Genomic DNA, 17262 nt, shown 5'->3' on the forward strand with positions numbered 1-17262 from the left:
ATCTCTGCTGTTACGATAACAGCAGAGATTTTTTTATAAATTATGACGATGTTGTTTTTCGAAATCCTCAAATTGCTCTTCAACTTCTTTTGAAGGTTGTGTTAGTAAACTAACAATTACGATGGCTAGTAAACTAATAGCGAAACCTGGAATCATTTCATATAAGAAATCTTTTAAGAATTTGAATTGAGTCCAGATAATAACAGTAGCGGCACCAGAAATCATACCAGCAAGCGCGCCCCATTTCGTCATACGCTTCCAATATAAGCTTAATAAAATAGCAGGTCCGAATGAAGAACCAAAACCAGCCCAAGCGTATCCAACAAGAGCTAAAATCGTATCATTTTGTTTAAACGCTAAAGCGCACCCAACTAATGCAATAACAAGTACAGCCATACGACCGACAAATACAAGTTCTTTATCAGATGCAGAACGTTTGAAGAATGTACGATATAAGTCTTCCGTTACGGCACTAGAAGTAACGAGTAACTGAGATGAGATTGTGCTCATAATCGCTGCTAAAATAGCGGCTAATAAAAATCCAGTAATAAGTGGGTGGAATAAAATTTTCCCAAGTTCAAGGAAAATTGTTTCTGGGTTAGATAATGTTAACTCTTGTTGTGAATAGTAAGCAATACCAATAAGACCAGTAAACATAGCTCCGACAACAGAGAAAATCATCCAGCTCATACCAATTCTTCGTGCGCTTTTAAGTTCTTTTACAGAAGCGATTGCCATAAAGCGTACGATAATATGAGGTTGTCCGACATAACCAAGGCCCCATGCGAATAGAGAAATCATTCCTAAAGTAGAGGCACCTTTAAAAATATCTAGACGTGTTGGATCTACAGATCGAATTGTATCAAATGCAGGTCCAAGTCCGTTCGAATTCATAATTGTTACGATAGGAACAAGAATAAGAGCAACTACCATAATGATTCCTTGCACGAAGTCTGTCCAACTTACTGCTAAGAAACCACCAAATAATGTGTAAGCTACAACAACGCCTGCTACAATGAATAATCCAACATGATAGTTCATGCCAAATGAATTTTCAAATAATACAGCGCCTGAAACTAATCCTGAAGCTACATAGAAAGTAAAGAAAATCATAATAACAAGTCCAGATACTAAACGTAGCATATGAGATTTGTCGTGGAAACGGTGTTCCAAAAATTCTGGGATAGTAATAGAGTTATTTGCAATTTCTGAGTAGGTACGTAAGCGAGGAGCGACATAAAGCCAGTTTGCGTATGCGCCTAGTGTTAGGCCGATCGCAATCCAACTACTACTTAATCCAACGCTAAACATTGCACCGGGTAATCCCATTAAAAGCCAACCACTCATATCGGATGCTCCAGCACTTAATGCTGTTACTGCGGGGCCTAGTGTACGCCCGCCAAGCATATAATCTGTTAAGTTGGACGTTCGTTTGTAGGCGAAATAGCCAATTACTAACATCCCGAGCATGTAGATAGAGATCGAAGTTAAAGTTAACATCTGCGTACTCATGTAGTTCCCCTTCCTTTTGTCATGTCTTTTGATGCGTTATGCATATTTATAATCTATCATGATTATTCTGAAAAATCCATATAGAAATATGAATTTTCAGAAATGTAAGCGTTTTTTGATGTCATTTTACTTTTTTAATATATAATATTCATACAAAAAACCTTATTTTTAATAGAGTATTTATTATATTTACATAAAAAGAGGTTGTTTTGTCAATATAATATTGAAAGGAAAGAAAAATAAAATTTTTAAAAAAGTATTGACTTGTGAAAAAAGTCAGGTCTATAATGAGTGCAACTTAAAAAAATGCAAGCGTTGATGAAGAAGAGTACACATGATGAACATGTCAGAGAGCTGATGGTTGGTGCGAATCAGTATGGAATTGATGTGGAATGGGCTTCGGAGCTTCCAAACCGAAACGAAAGAAGTAGGCTTTGGCGACATGATCTCATCGATACAAGAGACACGTATTGTTTTTGATACGGTAAAGTGCGTTACATTTGTAACGAATTAAGGTGGCACCACGGGAGTACCCGTCCTTTCTATAGGATGAGTACTCCCTTTTTGTGTATAAAAAATTAAATAAATGAAATCGTTTAAGTAAGAAGAGTACGTATATTGGAGACGTTACAGAGAGCCGGGAATAGGTGGGAGCCCGGTACGGTGCCATATACGGAATGGGCTTACGAGAGGTATGCTGAACAATTATATTCAGTAGGCAACCCGGGTTCCGCCGTTACAAGGATAAGGTATAAATTTTGTACCTGAACAAAGCGGGATGCTTTTGCATCCAACACGAGGTGGTACCGCGGTATATTTATCGTCCTCTACATATTTTCGATATGTAGAGGACTTTTTTATTTTTCAGAGCGAGGTGAAGGACATGATGACGAAAGAAGAATTTATAAAACAAAAAAGAGAGAGAAAGACATTTTTAGTAATCGATGAAGAAGAAGGAGATGGCATTACGCCAATTTCTTTATATAGACGTATGAAAGGGAAGAAGAAATTCTTATTAGAAAGTTCACAGCTTCATCAAGATAAAGGGCGTTATTCTTACTTAGGATGTAATCCTTATGGAGAAGTGAAAAGCGTTGGTACGGAAGTGGAACGAAAGATTTTCGGCCGGGCAGAAAAGTTACAAGGTAACGTACTACAAGTGTTAGAAGAAGTAATTGCACCATCACAAGTAGACAGTCCATTTCCATTTTGCGGAGGAGCAGTTGGTTATATTGGATATGATGTCATTCGGCAGTATGAAAACATTGGAGCGGATTTACACGACCCATTAAATATTCCGGAAGTACACCTCTTACTATATCGTGAGTTTATCGTTTACGATCATTTACGCCAAAAGTTGTCGTTTGTATATGTATGCAGGGAAGATGATTCAGCAGATTATGAGGAAGTATACGAAAGGCTACGAGTATACAAAGAGAAAGTGCTACAAGGAGAAGAAACTGAAGTAAATGCAATACAATCCACATTATCATTCACTTCTTCTATAACGGAAAAAGAGTTTTGTGGGATGGTAGAAATGGCGAAAGAACATATAAGAGCCGGAGACATATTCCAAGTCGTACTGTCACAGCGTTTACAAAGTGAATGTATTGGTGATCCATTCGCGTTATACCGAAAACTTCGAATTGCAAATCCATCACCATATATGTTCTATATCGATTTTCAAGATTATGTTGTACTCGGTTCTTCGCCGGAAAGTTTGCTATCAGTAAGGGAGGATAAAGTAATGACGAATCCAATTGCTGGTACAAGACCGAGAGGGAAAACGAAGAGGGAAGATGAGGAAATCGCAAAAGAACTGTTAGACAATGAGAAAGAGCGAGCAGAGCATATGATGCTTGTAGATCTTGGGCGAAACGATATTGGTAGAGTGAGCGAAATCGGCTCGGTTACGATAGATAAATATATGAAAGTAGAAAAATACTCTCACGTTATGCACATTGTATCTGAAGTTTACGGAACATTGCGAAAACAAATGAGCGGATTTGATGCATTAGCGTATTGCCTACCAGCAGGAACGGTTTCTGGGGCTCCGAAAATTAGAGCGATGGAAATTATAAATGAGCTAGAGAATGAAAAAAGAAATGTATACGCGGGTGCAGTTGGATACGTTAGTTTTTCAGGAAATCTTGATATGGCGCTCGCTATTCGAACGATGGTCGTAAAGGATGAAAAAGCATACGTTCAGGCAGGAGCGGGAATTGTTTATGATTCAGACCCAGTAGCTGAATATGAAGAAACGTTAAATAAAGCGAGAGCACTATTGGAGGTAATGAAATGATTGTACTAATTGATAATTATGATTCATTTACTTATAACTTGTATCAACTGTTAGGTGAATACGAAGAAGATATTGTAGTCGTAAGAAATGATCAAATAACGATAGAACAGCTAGAAGAGATGAATCCAACAGGAATTGTGCTTTCACCAGGACCAGGAAAACCAGAGGATGCTGGTATTTGTATCGAAGTGATTCGTCATTTTTATAAGAACGTTCCCATATTAGGTATTTGCCTTGGTCATCAGGCGATTATATCAGCATTTGGAGGAGACATTGTTAGAGCAGAACGTATTAAACATGGGAAAACATCACGCGTGAAACATAATGGAACGTCAATTTTTTCATACGTTACACAGCCGTTAACAGCGATGCGCTACCATTCCCTTGTTGCAGCGCAAACGAGCTTGCCAGAGTGTTTTGACATACTAGCGACAGCGATGGACGATGGAGAAATTATGGCAGTTCGTCACAATTATTATCCGCTATTCGGATTACAGTTTCATCCGGAATCAATCGCGACAGAAGAAGGCGGAAAGTTAATACGTGCCTTTTTAACAGAAGTGAAGGAGGAGGAAAGAGTATGAATAGCTATCTTCGTAAATTAGTGGAGGGGAAACATTTAACAGAAGAGGAAATGTATAGAGCAGGGCTTCTTTTATTAAATGAAAACATATTGGAAAGTGAAATTGCAGCTTTTTTAGTCTTACTGAAAGCGAAAGGTGAAACTGCAGAAGAAATATACGGCCTTGTTCGAGCTCTTCGCGAAAAGGCACTACCATTTTCGAACCATATACAAGGAGCGATGGACAATTGCGGAACGGGTGGTGACGGTGCTCAAACGTTTAATATTAGTACAACATCGGCATTTGTACTGGCAGGAGCTGGCGTAAAGGTTGCAAAACATGGTAATCGTGCTGTTTCTAGTAAAACAGGAAGTGCGGACTTATTAGAAGAATTAGGTGTAAATATTAGCAGTACGCCAAGCGAAATTGATTATTTACTAGAGCATGTGGGCATTGCATTTTTATTTGCACCAGCGATGCATCCAGCACTAACGCGCATTATGAAAATAAGAAAAGAGTTAAACGTGCCGACGATCTTTAATTTAATTGGTCCTTTAACAAATCCGGTAAATTTAGAAACACAATTTGTCGGCATTTATAAACGAGATATGTTACTACCAGTTGCGCAAGTATTACAGAAGCTGGGAAGAAAACAAGCGCTTGTCGTAAACGGAAGTGGATTTTTAGATGAAGCATCATTACAAGGAGAGAATCATGTTGTCATTTTAAAAGATAATGAAATAGTAGAAATGAGTATTGATCCAGAAAAGTATGGTTTTTCAAGAGTGAAAAATGAAGAGATTAGAGGAGGGAATTCAAAAGAAAATGCAAAGATTACGCTTGAAGTATTGAGCGGAGAAAAGAGTGTTTATCGCGATACCGTTTTATTAAATGCAGGTCTAGCTCTTTTCGCAAATGGAAAAACGGAAACGATTGAAGAAGGAATTAAACTCGCGGCACATAGCATTGACTCTGGAAAAGCATTAGCCAAATTAAACTTATTAATTGTAGCAAGCAACGAAAAATTAGAAAGGGTGAACTAAAGTGGGGACGATTTTAGATAAAATTGTAGAACAGAAGAAAAAGGAAGTTGCGGAGTTATATGAAATATATACACCAGTAAAAACAAAAAGAAAGACACAGTCACTTGTAGAAGCGTTACAGCAGTTTACTGTCATTGCAGAAGTAAAGCGAGCATCACCATCAAAAGGAGATATCAATTTACACGTTGACGTACGAAAACAAGTGGGAACATATGAGAAATGTGGTGCAGGAGCAGTATCTGTTTTAACAGATGGTCAATTTTTTAAAGGATCGTTTCACGATTTACAAACAGCAAGAGAAGAAAGTAACATTCCGCTTTTATGTAAAGATTTCATAATCGATAAGATTCAAATCGATAGAGCGTATGAAGCGGGAGCAGATATTATTTTACTAATTGTAGCAGCGTTAACGAAAGAGAAGTTAAAAGAGCTGTATAGCTACGTGTTAGAAAAAGGATTAGAAGCGATTGTTGAAGTTCATGATGAACAGGAATTAGAAACTGCGATTGTATTAAATCCGCACGTTATTGGCATTAATAATCGTAATTTAAAAACGTTCGAAGTAGATTTAAGCCAAACTGAAAAGCTTGGAAAAAGATTGAATGAGGAGAAACTACTTTGGATTAGTGAAAGTGGCATTCATTCAAAAGAAGATATTATTCGTGTTAAAAGAGCTGGAGCCAAAGGTGTATTAGTTGGAGAGGCGCTTATGACATCATCTTCTATTAGTAGTTTTTTTGAAGATTGTAAGGTGAATATATGAAAGTGAAAATTTGCGGCATCACTGATGTGGAAACAGCGAAAAGTGCGTGCGAATATGGCGCAGATGCACTCGGATTTGTTTTTGCAGAAAGTAAGCGGGAAATCACTCCAAAGAGAGCGGAAGAAATCATTCAGGAGCTTCCAGCCAACGTGTTAAAAATCGGTGTTTTCGTAAATGAATCAGTAGAAGTGATCCAGAAAATTGCAGATGAGTGCGGGTTAACACATGTACAACTACATGGGGATGAAGACAATTATCAAATTAGAAGATTGAATATTCCGTCTATAAAGTCACTAGGAGTAACTTCAGAGAGTGATATGAAAAACGCCCAAGGGTATGAAGCGGATTATATATTATTTGATAGCCCGAAAGAAAAGTTTCATGGAGGAAATGGAAAGACATTTTCATGGGAACTACTTAGAGATATGCCAAAAGAATTGCGAAAGAAAATGATATTAGCTGGTGGATTAAACGCTCTTAATATAGAAGAAGCAATTCGAACTGTTCGGCCATACATGGTCGATGTGAGCAGTGGAGTAGAGACAGAAGGAAAGAAAGATGTAGAGAAAATAAAACAATTTATTATAAAAGCGAAGGAGTGTTCCAAATGAACTACGCATATCCAGATGAAAAAGGACATTACGGTATATACGGAGGACGATATGTTCCAGAAACGTTAATGCAATCTGTACTAGAACTAGAAGAAGCATATAAAGAAGCGATGCAAGATGAAGCATTTCAAAAGGAATTAAATCATTATTTAAAAACGTACGTCGGAAGAGAAACACCGCTATATTATGCTGAAAATATGACGAAGTATTGCGGTGGTGCAAAGATTTATTTAAAACGTGAAGATTTGAATCATACAGGAGCTCATAAAATTAACAATACAATCGGTCAGGCACTACTTGCAGTGCGAATGGGCAAGAAAAAAGTTGTCGCTGAAACAGGAGCTGGACAACACGGAGTTGCAACAGCTACTGTATGTGCTCTTCTCGGATTAGAATGCGTCATTTTTATGGGAGAAGAAGATGTAAGACGTCAAAAATTAAATGTGTTCCGAATGGAATTACTCGGAGCGAAAGTAGAAAGTGTAGCGGCAGGTAGCGGTACATTAAAAGATGCGGTAAACGAGGCGCTTCGTTACTGGGTTTCACATGTGCATGATACGCACTACATTATGGGATCTGTTCTCGGACCACATCCATTCCCGCAAATTGTCCGTGATTTCCAAAGTGTAATTGGAAATGAAACGAAAAAACAATATGAGGCGTTAGAAGGAAAGTTACCAGAAGCAGTCGTTGCTTGTATTGGCGGTGGTAGTAATGCGATGGGGATGTTTTATCCGTTCGTACACGATGAAGAAGTTGCTCTTTACGGCGTAGAAGCAGCTGGAAAAGGCGTTCATACAGAAAAGCATGCAGCAACTTTAACGAAAGGAAGCGTTGGCGTTCTCCACGGATCAATGATGTATCTTCTGCAAAACGAAGAAGGACAAATTCAAGAAGCACACTCTATTTCAGCAGGACTTGATTATCCAGGTGTTGGTCCAGAACATAGCTTGCTAAAAGATATTGGCCGCGTTTCTTATCATTCGATAACAGACGAAGAAGCATTAGAAGCATTTCAATTATTAACGAAAAAAGAAGGCATTATCCCGGCGTTAGAAAGCTCGCATGCTGTCGCATACGCATTAAAATTAGCTCCGAAAATGAAGGAAGATGAAGGACTTGTTATTTGTTTATCTGGCCGTGGTGATAAAGATGTAGAGAGTATAAAACGTTATATGGAAGAGGTGTAAAAAATGGGAGTAGAAAAAATTAAAGCAGCGTTTGAAAATGGCAAGAAAGCATTTATTCCGTACGTAATGGGCGGAGATGGTGGCCTTGAAAAATTAAAAGAAAGAATTCGTTTTCTAGATGAGGCTGGAGCAAGCATCGTTGAAATTGGTATTCCGTTTTCAGATCCAGTTGCAGATGGCCCAACGATTCAAAGAGCAGGGAAACGAGCGCTAGATAGCGGCGTAACATTAAAAGGCATTTTTCAAGCGTTAGCAGAGGTAAGGAAAGAAGTACAAATGCCTTTTGTTCTTATGACATATTTAAATCCGGTACTTGCATTCGGAAAAGAGAGATTCATTGAGAACTGTATAGAAGCAGGTGTAGACGGCATCATCGTTCCAGACTTACCGTATGAAGAACAAAATATTATTGCGCCGTTACTTCGAGAGGTAAACATTGCGCTTATTCCACTCGTTACCGTAACGAGTCCTATTGAAAGAATTGAAAAAATTACGAGTGAATCAGAAGGGTTCGTTTATGCTGTTACAGTAGCGGGCGTAACGGGAGTACGTCAAAACTTTAAAGAGGAGATTCATAGTTACTTAGAAAAAGTAAAATCACACGTCAACTTACCAGTAGTCGCTGGATTCGGCATCTCAACAAAAGAACATGTAGAAGAAATGGTTACAATATGCGACGGAGTTGTCGTTGGAAGTAAGGTCATTGAGCTTTTAGAAAATGAAAAGCGAGAAGAAATATGTGAATTAATATATGCAACAAAACAAAAAGAAGAGGCATAGTCTCTTCTTTTTGTTTTGCGTAATAAATGTTAAAATATACAGAAAATACATATAAATTAGAGGGGGAGAAGGCATGCTAAGACGTAAATTACTATATCTATTTTTAACTGTACCATTATACGCTTGGCTCATTAGCATGACGAAAATAGAGTTAATGGCTCTATTTTTAGGGTATGTATTCATCTTTTCCAACTTAAATCGCATTCAAGAACAGTCTATTTTAGAAATATGTCTATTTTCGATTAGTATAGAATTATTTAGTATCGTTTCGATTGTATTATTAAACGAATTATTTCTACGGATTCATTCATTTACATTAATGAAATTTTGGAATATTATATTGCAAGCAATATGTACTTACATTGTGTTTGTTGTGTTGAAAGAAATAGTCGGAAAGCAGACAGTTTTTCAGGATAATAGAAAATGGGAGTGAATGAAAAGGAGCCGTTTGGTTCCTTTTTTGAATCTGTTTTAAAAACAATTGAAAATTATAGCATCTGTTATATAATAGTTAAAAATTGTATTTTAAACGAAATGAGATGATAACATGGCCATATTGTTGGCACTTATCCCAATTATGATGATTTTCATTTGTTTATTTTTATTTAAACAAACGTCATTAAGGTCTTCGTTAATTTCTTATGCTGTATGTGTTGGAATCGTTTTACTCTCGCCAACGTTTCAATTAGGGATAAGTGAAACTGTGCACGCAACGATTAAAGGGTGGTTAATTTGTTTTATTGTCGGGTACGTTTTATTTTTCGGTATTTTTTTATTTCACCTCATGAACAAAATGGGGTACATCGATCAAGTGGCACGTTTTCTAGAAGCAGTGACGCAAGATCGCTTATTACAAATGCTGCTTATGTGTTTTGGCATTTGCCCGCTTATTGAATCAGTAAGTGGATTCGGTATCGGCTTCATGGTTGCAGCACCTATTTTTCTTTCACTAGGATATAAACCATTTCAAGCTGTACTACTCTCATTCATCGGCTTACTAGCTAGTTCATGGGGCGCAATGGCAACTGGTACGATTATCGGTTCGCAGCTAATAAATATGCCTCTTACAACACTTGGCACAAATACAGCGCTATTAAGTATTCCGATGTTTGCTTACTTTGTTATTCTTTCTTTACACGTTGTTGGCGGCTGGCAAGCGGTTATAGAAAAGTGGAAAGAAGGGGTAGGATTCTTTCTATTATTTTCTCTCGGAATCTATCTTTCTAATGCGTACGTAAGTGTTGAACTAGCAGGGATATTAAGTTCTATCGTTACGATTACATTTGGCTTTCTTATCATTAAATTAAAAGGAAAAAGTGGGCAAAATCTTATAACAGAACATGCCGCTGCAACGGAGAGAGAAGTATCCATTATAAAAATTATTAGCCCTTATATATTTCTAACAGTTTGTATTTTACTTTCTCGCCTCGTTCCAGCATTACATGATTTGTTCAGATCATATGCGGTTCTTGATTTGAAATCATACTCTTACAAACTAGAGTTACTATATTCACCAGGATTTTGGCTCGGTATGACTTGCTTATTTACTATTATTTTCTTCCGCATCCCGTCTAATATTATTAAACAATCACTCTCACAAACGATCAAACAATGGATTCCTTTTGCGATTACGACGACAATGTTTATCGCCATTTCAGAACTAATGGGTGCATCAGGCATGCATTCATTACTCGCAAAGACAGCTGGTGATACATTTGGAACATTTTTCGTTTTCGTTGCGCCGTTTATTGGCGCTATTGGTGGATTTTTAACAGGTAGTAACGCAGGATCAAATGCAATGTTTATAAAACTACAAATGCAAACCGCACAAAACGTAGCACTCCCGTGGCAATATGTCACAACACTTCAAAACACCGCATCATCAGTAGCGACAATCGCTTGTCCATCACGGATTACACTAGGTGCTTACTTATGTAATATCCCTTACCGTGAAAATGAACTATTAAAGAAGACGACGTTAATGATCTTTGGTGCGGTTTTGCTTGTAGTGGTAGAGGTTATTGTTTGGTATATGTTGAGAAATTAAAAATCCTCCTAACATAGGAGGATTTTTTTTATGAATGGATAATGTTTTAAATATGAAAAGCTTCTACTAGATGAATAGGAGATGAAATGTATGCCCTTAAAAAATTACGGCGTGTTAAAAGGTACAGTTATACAATCAAAGATGGGAAAAGGGAAAACTCCTCATTATCAAGTTCATTTACAAGATGAAGCAGAAGTAGATTATCGTATTGCAATTAACGTAAAATCGCAAAGTTATCCGTCAGAAGTTTTATATTTTGCGAGTAACAATATTAAGTCAGAGGCGATTCATATTTTACCGACATTACCATTCGGTTTTACAGAAATAAAAAACAATGAACCGAAAGTAGCTTTAGATTATATAAGAGGAAATCTATTTGACTCAAATCAAATGATTCCTTTACCTCCCGAAAAAGCAGGAGCAGATAATGATTTAAATGAAAAAATAGAACGTTATATAAAACGAGCGATAGAAGAAAAAGCAATTATTTACGCATTTGGTGAAAGATGGGGACCAAAAGAAAATACACCAGATTCCTATTTTCATTTCAAACCAGGAAACGGTATACATGATATTCATATGAATCAAGGGAATGTAGAAAAATGGCAAGGTGATGATGGCATATGGCAAGACGGAGGAATACTCATTCACTTTGAAAAGGAAGAAGAATGGATTGGTATCTTTCTGGCATTCCAATCACAGTCATGGTGTACCGATGAAGAAGGGCATGCTCGTGTGCCTGTTGAGCATTGTGATTATAAGGGGAATATAAAATAAGAAGAGGGAGTTCAAAAAGAACGCCCTCTTCTTATTTTATAAAACGAAAAACTAACAAGTGTAGAAATACAAGAGAAAAGCAGTGCTACACTAGAAAACGCAATGAGATACATATTATATTTCATAACCTGTCCAATTAGCTGGTTACTGTCGTATTGGAACAGTCCCGCTATGATGTTGAATAAAAATAAAACGATAAACATGACGATAACTCCGTCTATTGATCCTTTAATGTCTGGTTTACTTAAAGCGATATGTGCGGAAATGCAAATGGCGATAAATAAAAATAACCAAAAGGAAGGATTCAATAAATTACCGATTGTAAATAAGCTTTTCAATAATACAAACGTCGACAAGAGCATGTTTTGGATCATTTCTATATTAATAGAAGTAGAAGCAATCGTTTTTTCGAGAGTTGTATTAAATAAAAAATATGATTCTGGTACGAAATAGCGCATTAAAAGGATTAGTGCAGTAATACCAGAAATAATAGGCCCAATGCCGATGAAGAAATTCCCAATCCGTTGATACACACTTTTTTGATTGTATTGATGTTGTACGTAACCTAAAGCCCCTTGACTTGTATCTGTCGGGAAGAACTGCGTTGCTACAATCTTATGACGGAACAGCACGCACATAATGGCATGTCCAAGTTCGTGAATCGGAACACCAATCCAAGCCGTTAATAGGAATCCTTTTCTTCCGAAAGCTCTCGACCAATACATGCGTGTGAGAGATTCTAAATAGCCTAATAGAAATCCAATTACAATGATAACGCCAATTAAAGATAATAATTGGATTACGCTTGTAAGGAGTATTTGAAAAATTGAGTTTACCAATTCCATTGCCAGTCATCCAATCTGTTAAAAATATTATTTATTCTGTTTCATAATAGCATTTTTTTTCAAGATTACTAGCACATATATTTTCTTTCGGAAGAAGGATTTCAGAATCTTTTTCTTGTAGTCATGTTTTATGTCCAAAGTCATATATTGAACTTGTAACACCCTATATGGTATATGCTTAAGGAGGGATAAGAGAATGAAATGTCCGTCATGTCATACAGAAAATGCAGCGGAGGCAAAGTTTTGCGGGAATTGTGGACATTCGTTAACGGAAGAAGTAGTGGCAAGTAGTGGCCAAGAAGAAGGGCCGGAACAAGCACGTGCGGCACAAGCAAAGGAAGCTCGGCCAAATGAAACGGTAGAGCAAGCGAAACGGTTTGCGAGCGGCTATTTTCAATTTTTTAAACATGCATTACAAGCACCGACAGCGATTATGAAAAGCGGCGCTATTGAAGTGCGAAATGGAATTGTAAGTCTTGTTCTTATTTGTTTTTTAGGAGCATGTATTTTTTATAGAATGATGAGTGCAGCATCAGCAGTTACGAGAACATTTGCACCAGATATATCTACTCCCACGTTTTTTGGAGAATCTATAACGGTCTTTTTCTTTTTATTAATTTTAACTTTATTTGTCGGATTTATTATTTTTGTAAGTGGCAAGATGATGAAATCATCTTTTTCGTTTCTTGAAGTATTTGGTATATGGGGAACGATAGCGACGCCGGCTATTGTCATATTAGTCCTTTCTTTTCTTTTTAGTTTCTTATTAATCTTTTTCTTACCTATATTATTATCCGTAGCTGCAACTTATATAGGGATTAGTATAACTGTAGCCGTATTAAAGCTAGACAATGGCGGATTAGATCTTGTTTACACACTTATTATTGCAAATGTTTTAATTGGAATTGCAACGTTCATTGTACTTTGGTCTTACATTAGCACGATAATTCAAGCCTTAACACAGGGAATAACTGGCTTCTAATGAAAAGGTGGTTGACTGAATGAATGTATGTACAAAGTGCGGAGTTCAGTTTGAAGATGGTTTGCAATTTTGTCAAAACTGCGGGTCGAAGAGGGGACGTCCTGTAGTAAAGAAGAACATGAGCGGTGGTGCAAAAGTTGGCATTACACTGTTAGCGCTATTTGTTATAGTGATTATTGGATTGTATTTGTACGGATCGTCGTATTATACGCAGCTGGCACAAGTAGACCGGATGATTACGATTTTACAAGAGAGGGACGGAGAGAAATTAGCTGAGATCGTTACGGCAGATGATCCATCGGTTATGATAACGAGAGAGAGTGTAAAGCCCCTATTTTCATATATAAAAGAAAATCCATCTTACGTAAATGAATTAAAAGGATATTTGAGACAAGGTGAAAAACAACGGGACGGAATAGAAAGAGCTGACTTTTCATTAACGAAAGACGGAAAGTATTTCTTTATATTTGATCGATATAAATTGAAAGCGAAGACGTACTATACAACTTTGCTTACAAATGAAAAAGGCGTATCGTTAAAAATGAACGGAAAAGAAATTGATAAGACAGATGACAAAAGGTTTGAGAAGCAATATGGGCCATTTCTTCCGGGAAATCAAGTGTTTCAATCAGATTATAAAAATGACTATGTAAAATTATCTCGTGAGGAAAAGGTTGTACTTATGAAACAGAGCCAAAATAACGTAACGATAGATTTAACGTTGCAAGGTCAATATATTACAGTTCAAACGAACGCGCCGGGTGCAACATTGTACGTAAATCAAAAACCGGTTACAGCGCTGGCAGGAGAAGAAATTACATGGGGGCCAGTAGCGACTGATGGAAGTGCGACGATTTATTTAGAACGAAATGGAGAAAGCGGACGGGAAACGACACAAGTAGAGACGGTAACGGCACTTTCGTCTTATAATCTTCCATTCCAAAAGAAAAGTACAGAAAAAACAGTTGTTTATAATGTTACTCCAACGCCCGCGACTGGGTATGTATATAATGGTTTCATCTTTCCTGATAGTGATATTCGAAAATTAACGAGCGCAGATTTAACATATTTATCGAAAGAGCAGTTGAAAATTGCTAGAAATGAAATATATGCAAGGCATGGACATATTTTTCAAACGAAAGATATGCAAGCGTATTTTGCAAAACAGTCTTGGTATAGAGAAAATCCTTATTTTAAAGGAAAGTTAACAGATATCGAAACTTATAATATTGAACTAATCAAATCAAGAGAATAGAACACAGGAAAAAAGGTACAGTGCATAACTGTACCTTTTTATGGTTTTTTATCTGAACCAGGATCCCTTGAGAAAAAGATATGAAAGAGAAATGTGACTTTACTTGCTCCTCCTGATGTACTTGCTTGCACATCAGATAAACCATTAGATGTTAAAACACCTTCAGAATGAGGGGGTACGACTATTTTGAGATTATCATCTGATTCTGATGATGCAGTAACTGTTATTGTATCATCAGATAAGTTCAAAATTTTTACAGTGCCGATTGGTAAGATGGACTTGCCAGCGTGTGATGCTGAAGCGAAGCGAGAGCCTTTCCAAATCGTTTGTGGGAAAGTCTCATCATTAGATAACCAAGCACGAGCACTATAGATGGTTGCGTTAATAGAGAATTCTTGATCAAGCGACAAGGCGGGTTTTGGTTCTTTCGGTTCCTCTGGAGTTTGAGCGAGAAGGCCGGCGCACATGTATGTTTCACCTACTTTCAATTGTTACTGTTATAGCATATTAAACATATTGTTTATAAGACACGACAGTTACCTATTCAAGCATAGGTTTGTGCACAAAATTTGAAGATGGAATTCTCTTTCTTTACAATGGAAGTAGGTGTTATTTCTATAAAATATGGAAAACGTAAAGAGTATGTAAAAAAAGAAGGAGTGGTAAAGTGAACTATGTCATTATTGGCGGAGATGCAGCTGGTATGAGTGCAGCGATGCAAATTGTTAGAAACGATGAAAATGCAAATGTTGTAACTTTAGAAAAAGGTGAAATTTATTCATACGCTCAGTGTGGATTACCGTATGTCATTAGTGGTGCTATCGCTTCAACTGAAAAGTTAATCGCGCGTAACGTAAAGACGTTTCGTGAGAAATATGGAATTGATGCGAAAGTGCGTCATGAAGTAACGAAAGTAGATACGGAAAAGAAAATGGTGTACGCAGAGCATACGAAGACGAAAGATGTCTTTGAATTTCCGTACGATCGATTATTAATTGCGACTGGAGTGCGTCCTGTTATGCCAGAATGGGAAGGACGGGAATTACAAGGCGTTCATCTTTTAAAAACAATTCCTGATGCTGAGCGCATATTAAAAACGCTAGAAACGAATAAAGTTGAAGATGTAACGATTATTGGCGGTGGTGCCATTGGACTTGAGATGGCAGAAACATTCGTCGAACTTGGTAAGAAAGTAAGAATGATTGAGCGAAATGATCATATCGGTACGATTTATGATGCAGATATGGCAGAGTACATACATAAAGAAGCAGATAAACATCATATTGAAATTTTAACGAATGAAAATGTAAAAGCATTCAAAGGGAATGAACGAGTAGAAGCAGTTGAAACGGATAAAGGTACGTATAAAGCGGATCTTGTTTTAGTATCTGTCGGAGTGAAGCCAAATACTGATTTTCTTGAAGGGACAAATATACGTAAGAATCATAAAGGGGCAATTGAAGTAAATGCATATATGCAAACGAATGTGCAAGACGTATATGCAGCTGGTGATTGCGCAACACATTACCACGTTATAAAGGAAATTCATGATCATATCCCGCTCGGAACGACTGCCAATAAACAAGGGCGACTTGCCGGACTGAACATGCTGGATAAACGAAGAGCCTTTAAAGGTACGTTAGGTACAGGTATTATTAAATTTATGGATTTGACGCTTGCAAGAACAGGATTAAATGAAAAAGAAGCGAAAGGGCTACACATCCCGTATAAAACAGTTAAAGTAGATTCTACAAATATGGCGGGCTATTATCCAAATGCAAAACCACTTTACTTGAAATTATTATATCGATCCGATACGAAACAATTATTGGGCGGGCAAGTAATTGGAGAAGAAGGCGTAGATAAACGGATTGATGTGATTGCAATGGCACTTTTCAATAAAATGAGTATTCACGATTTAGAAGATGTCGACTTAAGTTATGCACCACCATATAACAGCGTTTGGGACCCAATTCAGCAAGCGGCAAGGAGAGCGGAATAGCACTTTTTAAAGTGCTATTTTTTTTACAATGAGGGAGTAAATAAAGTTTCACTTTATTTTGAATATACCCTTTCCCCTTGAAAACATATTACGTATCGCTTATATTTTCATATAGTATTTATTTTTTAAACGAAGCAATGAATGAACCAGGGGGCGCAGTATGGCAATTAACATGAAAACAATCGAAGAATGGATTGCTGAATCAAATGCAAGACATGAAGAAGACTTTGGACACGTTGTGGAAGAAATGAAAGAAGTATGTGTCGGACTTGATAACGCGACATTAATTTATACGAAAAATGTATTTTGTTTCGGTAAAAAAGTAGAAGTATTTTTCTTCTTCCAAGACCATGTCGTGATTGGACAAGAAAAAGACGAATATATTGAGATTGAAAAATTAAAGTATGATGACATTACAAATAGTAACTTAAAAACAAATGACAAAAATACTACGTTAGAATTAAAGTTTGCTAACGGACAATCTATCAATTTAGATAGTTTAAATGATAACTACGGTACGAAAAATTGGTTATTTGCTAGACAAATTAAGAGTATTTTTAAGTTAATCTAGTAAAAAAGCACGCCGATAG

At 37.0% G+C, this 17262-nt stretch carries 17 protein-coding genes and 2 other annotated features; of the genes, 14 read left to right on the forward strand and 3 right to left on the reverse strand.

All coding sequences use genetic code 11. The annotated features are described in order from the left end of the window. Positions 1-33: 33 nt before the first annotated feature. Positions 34-1512, reverse strand: a complete 1479-nt coding sequence (putP, locus tag GD442_RS06075) for a sodium/proline symporter PutP (protein ID WP_000107208.1) — start codon at positions 1510-1512, stop codon at positions 34-36. A 306-nt stretch (positions 1513-1818) separates the two neighbouring features. Beyond that, positions 1819-2056: a binding site (T-box leader), on the forward strand. A gap of 42 nt (positions 2057-2098) precedes the next feature. Continuing rightward, positions 2099-2343, forward strand: a binding site (T-box leader). 52 nt (positions 2344-2395) lie between these two features. On the opposite strand from putP, the gene trpE reads away from it, so the two are divergent. The 10 genes from trpE to GD442_RS06125 all read left to right on the forward strand — a co-directional run bounded on the left by trpE (position 2396) and on the right by GD442_RS06125 (position 11588). Further along, positions 2396-3814, forward strand: coding sequence for an anthranilate synthase component I (trpE, locus tag GD442_RS06080; RefSeq protein ID WP_031312976.1), 1419 nt, complete (start codon positions 2396-2398; stop codon positions 3812-3814). Continuing rightward, complete coding sequence (locus tag GD442_RS06085) at positions 3811-4398, forward strand: aminodeoxychorismate/anthranilate synthase component II (protein WP_000636337.1); 588 nt, start codon at positions 3811-3813, stop codon at positions 4396-4398. Before trpE ends, GD442_RS06085 begins: the two co-directional genes overlap by 4 nt. Then, positions 4395-5420 carry an anthranilate phosphoribosyltransferase gene (gene trpD, locus GD442_RS06090; protein WP_001089853.1) on the forward strand — a complete coding sequence of 342 codons (1026 nt, stop codon included), beginning with the start codon at positions 4395-4397 and terminating at the stop codon, positions 5418-5420. The genes GD442_RS06085 and trpD overlap by 4 nt, the downstream gene beginning before the upstream one ends. 1 nt (position 5421) lies before the next feature. Next, entirely contained in the window at positions 5422-6183 is a 762-nt protein-coding gene (gene trpC / locus GD442_RS06095; protein ID WP_000536703.1) for an indole-3-glycerol phosphate synthase TrpC, read from the forward strand. Then, positions 6180-6794, forward strand: coding sequence for a phosphoribosylanthranilate isomerase (locus tag GD442_RS06100; protein ID WP_000865141.1), 615 nt, complete (start codon positions 6180-6182; stop codon positions 6792-6794). Before trpC ends, GD442_RS06100 begins: the two co-directional genes overlap by 4 nt. Continuing rightward, positions 6791-7984: a tryptophan synthase subunit beta gene (gene trpB / locus GD442_RS06105; RefSeq protein WP_001105035.1), complete on the forward strand. Its 1194-nt coding sequence runs from the start codon at positions 6791-6793 to the stop codon at positions 7982-7984. The genes GD442_RS06100 and trpB overlap by 4 nt, the downstream gene beginning before the upstream one ends. Before the next feature lie 3 nt (positions 7985-7987). After that, a complete protein-coding gene (gene trpA, locus GD442_RS06110) occupies positions 7988-8764 on the forward strand; it encodes a tryptophan synthase subunit alpha (RefSeq protein WP_000537825.1) in 777 nt (258 codons plus the stop codon). Between the two features lie 73 nt (positions 8765-8837). Next, positions 8838-9197, forward strand: coding sequence for a DUF4029 domain-containing protein (locus tag GD442_RS06115; RefSeq protein ID WP_000946131.1), 360 nt, complete (start codon positions 8838-8840; stop codon positions 9195-9197). Positions 9198-9311: 114 nt separating this feature from the next. Further along, positions 9312-10811, forward strand: a complete 1500-nt coding sequence (locus GD442_RS06120; RefSeq protein ID WP_078186217.1) for an L-lactate permease — start codon at positions 9312-9314, stop codon at positions 10809-10811. Between the two features lie 90 nt (positions 10812-10901). Beyond that, entirely contained in the window at positions 10902-11588 is a 687-nt protein-coding gene (locus GD442_RS06125) for a DUF2278 family protein (RefSeq protein WP_086402119.1), read from the forward strand. A gap of 11 nt (positions 11589-11599) precedes the next feature. Here GD442_RS06125 and GD442_RS06130 read toward each other — a convergent pair whose 3' ends face one another. Further along, positions 11600-12433: a hypothetical protein gene (locus tag GD442_RS06130; protein ID WP_033695718.1), complete on the reverse strand. Its 834-nt coding sequence runs from the start codon at positions 12431-12433 to the stop codon at positions 11600-11602. Between the two features lie 196 nt (positions 12434-12629). On the opposite strand from GD442_RS06130, the gene GD442_RS06135 reads away from it, so the two are divergent. Both GD442_RS06135 and GD442_RS06140 read left to right on the forward strand, forming a co-directional pair. Beyond that, positions 12630-13415 (forward strand): zinc ribbon domain-containing protein, encoded by a 786-nt coding sequence (locus tag GD442_RS06135; protein ID WP_000650087.1) that lies wholly within the window; start codon positions 12630-12632, stop codon positions 13413-13415. 19 nt (positions 13416-13434) lie between these two features. Beyond that, complete coding sequence (locus GD442_RS06140; protein WP_001099934.1) at positions 13435-14670, forward strand: TcaA 3rd/4th domain-containing protein; 1236 nt, start codon at positions 13435-13437, stop codon at positions 14668-14670. 38 nt (positions 14671-14708) lie between these two features. On the opposite strand, the gene GD442_RS06145 is transcribed toward GD442_RS06140, so the two are convergent. After that, positions 14709-15137, reverse strand: coding sequence for a hypothetical protein (locus GD442_RS06145; protein WP_000332414.1), 429 nt, complete (start codon positions 15135-15137; stop codon positions 14709-14711). Positions 15138-15337: 200 nt separating this feature from the next. Between GD442_RS06145 and GD442_RS06150 the strand changes: the two genes are divergently transcribed. After that, on the forward strand, positions 15338-16672 hold the full coding sequence (locus GD442_RS06150) for a CoA-disulfide reductase (protein ID WP_001110231.1): 1335 nt from the start codon (positions 15338-15340) through the stop codon (positions 16670-16672). Between the two features lie 160 nt (positions 16673-16832). After that, positions 16833-17243 carry a DUF3908 family protein gene (locus GD442_RS06155; RefSeq protein ID WP_000996781.1) on the forward strand — a complete coding sequence of 137 codons (411 nt, stop codon included), beginning with the start codon at positions 16833-16835 and terminating at the stop codon, positions 17241-17243. Positions 17244-17262: the final 19 nt, after the last annotated feature.

This window comes from Bacillus sp. A260, from assembly GCF_009861435.1.
GTDB lineage: Bacteria > Bacillota > Bacilli > Bacillales > Bacillaceae_G > Bacillus_A > Bacillus_A cereus.